The sequence below is a fragment of the Atlanticothrix silvestris CENA357 genome (assembly GCF_016056295.1).
Lineage (GTDB): Bacteria > Cyanobacteriota > Cyanobacteriia > Cyanobacteriales > Nostocaceae > Atlanticothrix > Atlanticothrix silvestris.
The window spans coordinates 36562-42561 of the sequence record NZ_JAECZB010000014.1; the positions used below are offsets into that span (position 1 = coordinate 36562).

A 6000-nucleotide genomic window follows, 5' to 3' on the forward strand; every position below is an offset into this window, starting at 1 on the left:
AATTTTCACTGAAAAATTTAATGTGTTTTTGGATTTATGTTTCTTCACAGTTCTAGAGAAATAAATCACAAAAAGTTAGTCTCATGCGGAATCCCCACAACCTATCTTCCCTTAATCTTAAATCCCCAGCGATGCGTTAGCGATATCCTCATGAGAAATCTAAAATGCTGCGATCGCTTGGGCTTTGTTGTATGTAATACATTGTCCGTACTCACTGCACTCTTAAGATTAAGATCAGGCGTGTGGACATAATCAAAGTAGTTTATTCCCTGCGTCTTCTTACATAAACCATGCTACAAACGACGAGTGAAACCAGTTCTTTACCACCCCATAAAATTATTGGTGTTGGTGTAATTTGGAACGAACAGGAGCAAATTCTCATTGATCGCCGTCGTCTTGAAGGTGCAATGGGTGGCTTATGGGAATTTCCTGGTGGCAAGATAGAGCCTGGTGAAACCGTTGAAGAATGTATTAAAAGGGAAATTTATGAAGAATTGGGAATAGGAATTGAAGTCAAAGACCATTTGATTACCATCGACCATGCCTATACCCACTTGCGTGTTACCCTAACAGTACATCACTGTCGTCTAATTTCAGGTACTCCTCAACCTCTAGAATGTGATGAAATCCGCTGGGTAAATTTGGATGACTTAGAACAATTTGTTTTTCCCCAAGCAAATGCTCAAATTATTACGGCTTTAAAAAAGGGGCTAGGGGCTAGGTAAGGGAGCAGGGGAGCAGCAAGAGGGGAAAAGGTTAAAGGGTAAAGGGTAAAAGATGATAAAAACCAACCCTTTAACCCTTCCCCTTTCCCCCTTCCCCCTTACCCCTTCTTCCCAAGCCCAATGCCCAATACAGTAACAATGTATTAACCGAATCAGGTTAAGTCCCGCAATTTTCTACAATAATCCCAGAGACTTTGATTAAGGGTGTCAGCAAGCAAATGCCTAAAACCGTTGCCGATGTGATGAGCCATAGCCCAATTGTTGTCCGGGCTGAAACTCCACTGAAGGAAGCCGTCCAAATTATTGCAGAACGACGCATCAGTGGACTACCTGTTGTGGATGATGTCGGTAAGTTGGTGGGTGTTATCTCAGAAACAGACTTGATGTGGCAAGAAACTGGTGTTACGCCTCCGGCTTATATCATGTTTCTAGATAGCGTCATTTATTTACAAAATCCTGCTACTTATGAACGTGACCTACACAAGGCACTAGGGCAGACTGTTGGGGAAGTTATGAGCAAAAACCCCGTAACTATTACCCCTGACAAAACTGTTAAAGAAGCAGCGCAACTTATGCATGATCGCAGTGTTAACCGCTTACCAGTACTTGATAGCGAGGGTCAAGTAATTGGTATCCTCACTCGTGGTGATATTATTCGAGCGATGGCAGCCAGTTAAGATTAATCAATGGTCAGTAGTCAATGGTTAATGGTCAAACATCTGTTGATTATTGACTCTTTTTTTAGCACTTTTTATAAAAATAGGGATACATAGATGAGTATTACTCCTGAATCCGTGCGGCAAATGCTCAGTTCTGAAGATTTGGGCGATCGCTTGCGTGCTGTGAATCAAGCTCGTGATCTAGAACCTGCGATCGCTTTTGAACTGGTTCAAATTGCCATTGGTGATAGTAATTCCAGAGTACGATACTCAGCAGTCAGTCAAATGGATACCCTCGGAACGCAGGATTTAGATTTATCGTTGGATATATTACGCGATCGCTTGATTAATGACCCTGAACCTGATGTCCAAGCAGCAGCCGCAGACTGTTTAGGTGCTTTAAAATTACATACTGCTTTTGAAGACTTAGAACACCTATACCATACAAGCCCAGAATGGCTGGTACAGTTTAGCATCATCGCCACATTGGGAGAGTTAGGTGATCCGCGAGCTTTTCAACTCCTAAAAGAAGCACTTTCTTCCGAAAATGAATTAGTACAAACTGCTGCTATTAGTTCCCTTGGTGATTTAGGAGATTTACAAGCAGTTTCGCTTTTAGCTCCCTACGCCACCAATGCAGATTGGCAAATCCGTTATAGAGTTGTCCAAGCTTTGACTCGTTTGGGTGGAGCAGATGCCAAATCTGTATTAGAAACTCTGGTGAACGATGAAGTAGAAGCTATATCAAATGAAGCCAAAAATTCTTTGCAGTCAGTTTAAGTCTTAAAAAAGAAGCACAGGAGCAGGGGAGTAAGAATTTTCCTATTCCCCATGCCCTATGCCGCATACCCCATACTCTAGACTGTAGTACTCGTCAAATCAAAGATTTGTCATACCTTTAATTTTGCGGCGACTAGACATAACCATTGCAGCCCCAACTATCCCTAAACCCAGCACTGTAGCTGGTTCAGGAACAGTAGCAAACAAACCACCAGAAAAAGACATATTTTTAAGCGAGCCGCCGCTATTGAGAATTGAATTGACACTACCAACTGTTGTACTGTTTGCTTGGAAAGTTAAGTTGCCTGAACCCTTAAATATCTCCCCAAGGGCACTAGTGAAGAAACCATTAAGTGCAACATCTATACTAACGTTGCTACCGCTTGGTGCGATCGAGTAACTAGCAGATTGCAAAGTGAAAGTATTGATTTTATCAACTAGCGAGGCAGTATTATCTCCAGGTTGAATCACACCAGGTATAGTCAGTTGGCCAAAGTCAATAAAGGGATTATCCGCAGACAAAGCAGAAAATTGGATGATATTACCTATATTGCCTGAATTGAAAGATGTAAAACTTCCTGTTGTGTGAGCAAGTCCAATAGGTGTTATTGGCTGAGGAGTAAAAGTTAGGGATGTTTTTGATAATTCAACAAGGCTAAAGCTAAAAGGACTGGTAGTTAAGCCACTAACTAACTGAAAATCACCCTTTAACGCGGCTGCTTCGGCAGAATTAGCAAAAGTAAATGTTCCAGCAACGGCTGCTAAAGCTGCATTTAAGACTCTAGATTTAAAAGTAGTCATTATCATTGAAGGCTCCTATAAATAATTACGAGACCGAGTGAATTATTTTGTTTTTCAGCAATTTTTAATCAGTTATGAACACAAAACAAAACTAGTAAACTGAGCATAAAAATGTCCCGTGTTCATAAGTTAAATAGATTGGTTAATATAACCAATTTGGTAGAAGACTATCATTGTCAGTGTTCAGTAGATACCGTGTCCTTTACTTCTACAAAATTACATAACCTTTTAAGGGTATGCAAGATTTACTGAGTGGTCTTCATCACATTTTTAAGTCAATAGCAGACTTCATAAATTTTTTATTTTCTGCATGACTAGTCTTCGTATATCTTGCATTGCATATAGTGCTGCAAATCTTTGCACCTTGTCATGAACAGTGTGTTTCTACAATCACACTGAAATTCGGAAATATTACCCAAGTTAGTGGATATACTCGTAATCAAAATCTCAACAGAAGCGAGTATTATGCTGAACTGGTTAGCTATTTGGGGTGTAACTCAGACCGCTGGGTTGATTTTTAAACCCATTCTGGAAGACTTAGCCAAAGATGCTGCTAAAGATTGGGCTAAAGATTTATTAAAAGGCATCCCTGGCAAGATTTTCCAGAAGCTTAAGAAGGAAGACATAGAAGTTGCTGCTGGTAAAGCCTTAAAGGAGTTTTTGCAACTTATGCAGCAGCAGTTAAAGGTTCGTTGCAAACTTGCTGAAGCTGAGATTCAAGAGTACACCAAAGACATCCAGAAATTTATCAGCCATAAGTCAGTTGCAGAAATTCTTGGTCAGGCTTTTGATATTAATTGTGAATCTCTAGACGCTAAAACCCTAGAAGATAGTTGGAACAAGCTGCAATTAAAACCCCTGCCATCTAAGTTTAACTGGCAATCAATTACAGAACAGTATTTAACACAAGTTCAAGAACTTCTTTTAGATGCAAAAGAATTACACCATATCCTAGAATTACAAAAATTATCTGATATTGAAACAAATACAAAAGAAATTGCTGGTGTTATTCCAGATTTTAATTTAGTTAAATATCAAGAAGGTATCCGCGAACGCTATGGCAATCTCAAATTAGATAGCTTACAGACTAGCGGCTCTGCCTATAACAAACTCAAATTATGGCGGATTTTTATTGCTCAAAATGTGCGGGAAGCTGATGTTAAATTTTTCCCACAAATTCCTGAACTGCCTAAAGAACATCTACGCCGACTGCGAGAAAGCGACCAAGTAGAAGCAGAAATTGAATTAGAAGAATTAGAACACTACAAAGGAGTTTATTTGAAAAAGCCGATACTTTGTGTTTTAGATGTTGTCAATAAAAAACAAGATTATAAATATATCGTCATTTTGGGCGACCCTGGTTCGGGTAAGTCTAGTTTGTTGCAATTTCTGGCTTTGAATTGGGCACAGTCACCACTGGATAATGTTATCTCATTACCAATTCCGTTGCTAATTGAGTTACGCACTTATATGCGGCAGCGGGAAGATAAAGATTGCAAGAATTTTCTGAAATTTTTTCATCAATGTAGTGGTGCAATTCAGCATCTCAATGAACTAGAACTAGATAAACAATTAAAAGCTGGTAATGCATTGGTGATGTTTGATGGTTTAGATGAGGTCTTTGATCCAGGTCAGCGAGAAGATGTAATTACTGATATTCATCGCTTTACTAATGAATATCCTGATGTGCAGGTGATTGTCACTTCTCGGATTATTGGCTATAAACCGCAACGATTGCTTAATGCTGAGTTTCGCCACTTTATATTACAAGATTTAGACTCAGAACAAATTCAGGATTTTATCTACCGTTGGCATGAGTTAAATTTTCCTAATGAAGCAGAAAAAGTGAGAAGACGGGAACGGCTGCAAAGAGGAATTGCTGCTTCCAAAGCTATTGCAGAACTGGCGGTAAATCCGCTGTTGTTGACGATGATGGCAATTCTGAATTGGAATCAAGAACTGCCAAGATATAGAGCCGAACTTTATAATCAAGCATCGCAGTTACTGCTGTATCGATGGGATGTGGAACGCGCTTTGATAGAAGATAAGAGATTAGATCCCAAGACGATTGATCATAAAAATAAACAAGCGATAATGCGTCAGGTTGCTTATTTTATGCAAACTGGTGATAAAGGTTTGGCAGGTAATTTGATTAATGAAAATGATTTAGTCAAAGTTCTGACTGATTATCTCAAAACCATAGAATTTGATAAACCCAGACAAGCGGCGCAGGTGATGATTAATCAACTGCGGACTCGCAACTTTATGTTATGTTTCCTGGGTGCGGATTATTATGCTTTTGTGCATCGGACATTTTTAGAATATTTCTGTGCTTGGGAGTTTGTCTGGCAGTTTAAGGAAACGCAAACGCTGACTATTGAGAAACTTAAGAATGAAGTTTTTGGCAAACACTGGCAGGATGAAACTTGGCATGAGGTCTTGCTGCTAATTGCGGGAATGATTGAGCCTAAATTTGTTGGCGAGATTCTTGATTATTTAATGGCGCAAGATGGCGAAGAGGAAAAGTTTGTCAATCTCTTTTTAGCGGCTAAGTGTCTTGTAGAGGTGAGAAATCGCTCGGTGATTGCGTCAACGGCTAATAAATTACTTAACGAGCTACAAGACTTAACTAAATATGACCTCTGGTACTATTACGTCCTCTATCAGGATGAAGAAGAAACTAAGCTAGTTCAGCAAATTCGCATTCAAGCAGTTAGAGCAATTGCAACGGCCTGGCAAGAATCTCTCGACACCAAAACCTGGCTCAAACAACGCGCTACCCAGGATAATCACGAATATGTGCGAGGTGCAGCAGTCGAAGAATTAGCCAACAACTTCAAAGATGACCCCGAAACTAAATCCATCCTTAAACAACGCGCTACCAAGGATGATAACGAATATGTGCGACTTGCAGCAGTCCAAGAATTAGCCAACAACTTCAAAAATGATCCCGAAACTAAATCCATCCTTAAACAACGTGCTACCCAGGATGATAACGAATATGTGCGAGGTGCAGCAGTCCAAGAATTAGCCAA

5 protein-coding genes are annotated in these 6000 nt (G+C 39.8%); 4 read left to right on the forward strand and 1 reads right to left on the reverse strand.

Annotated features, from left to right (window positions below; genetic code table 11):
- Nucleotides 1-290: 290 nt before the first annotated feature.
- From mutT to nblB, 3 genes are all read left to right on the forward strand, one after another.
- On the forward strand, nt 291-725 hold the full coding sequence (gene mutT, locus I8751_RS08515; RefSeq protein WP_214438741.1) for an 8-oxo-dGTP diphosphatase MutT: 435 nt from the start codon (nt 291-293) through the stop codon (nt 723-725).
- A gap of 218 nt (nt 726-943) precedes the next feature.
- The gene (locus tag I8751_RS08520; protein ID WP_214438742.1) at nt 944-1402 is read left to right on the forward strand and encodes a CBS domain-containing protein; all 459 of its coding nucleotides are present in this window, start codon (nt 944-946) and stop codon (nt 1400-1402) included.
- A gap of 96 nt (nt 1403-1498) precedes the next feature.
- Nucleotides 1499-2164, forward strand: a complete 666-nt coding sequence (gene nblB / locus I8751_RS08525; protein ID WP_214438743.1) for a phycobilisome degradation protein NblB — start codon at nt 1499-1501, stop codon at nt 2162-2164.
- Nucleotides 2165-2263: 99 nt separating this feature from the next.
- Here nblB and I8751_RS08530 read toward each other — a convergent pair whose 3' ends face one another.
- On the reverse strand, nt 2264-2965 hold the full coding sequence (locus tag I8751_RS08530; RefSeq protein WP_214438744.1) for a PEP-CTERM sorting domain-containing protein: 702 nt from the start codon (nt 2963-2965) through the stop codon (nt 2264-2266).
- A 465-nt stretch (nt 2966-3430) separates the two neighbouring features.
- Here I8751_RS08530 and I8751_RS08535 point away from each other — a divergent pair.
- A partial coding sequence (locus tag I8751_RS08535) for an NACHT domain-containing protein (RefSeq protein ID WP_214438745.1) occupies nt 3431-6000 on the forward strand: 2570 nt, incomplete at its 3' end.